At 45.5% G+C, this 382-nt stretch carries 2 protein-coding genes; both read left to right on the plus strand.

All coding sequences use genetic code 11. The features are described from left to right. Positions 1–328: RRXRR domain-containing protein (locus tag RIF36_RS22900; RefSeq protein WP_350149652.1), on the plus strand; the 328-nt coding region annotated here is incomplete at its 5' end. Continuing rightward, positions 277–382, plus strand: a 106-nt coding sequence (locus RIF36_RS22905; protein ID WP_350149654.1) for an HNH endonuclease, incomplete at its 3' end; no start/stop codon positions are given. The genes RIF36_RS22900 and RIF36_RS22905, both read left to right, overlap by 52 nt.

Genomic DNA, 382 nt, shown 5'->3' on the forward strand with positions numbered 1-382 from the left:
GAATCGCCCACAGGGGTGGCTGGCTCCAAGCTTGATGCACCGAGTTCTAACGACTGAAACTTGGGTAAAACGGTTGTGTAAATTTGCGCCGATTGAGGAAATCAGGCAGGAGTTAGTCCGGTTTGATACACAAGCACTCTACATCCTGAAATTAGCGGATGCGAATACCAGCGAGGTACTTTATTGGGTTATGAAGTACGTGAGTATTTATTGGAGAAATGGGGAAGAAAATGCGCGTATTGCGGTGCAGAAAATGTGCCGTTACAGGTTGAGCATATCCACCCTAAAGCTAAAGGCGGGACTAATCGCATCTCTAATTTGTGCCTAGCTTGTGAAAAGTGCAACACCAAAAAAGGAATAAAACCCATCGAGCAATTCCTCA

This window comes from Imperialibacter sp. (genome assembly GCF_040222815.1).
Taxonomy (GTDB): domain Bacteria; phylum Bacteroidota; class Bacteroidia; order Cytophagales; family Cyclobacteriaceae; genus Imperialibacter.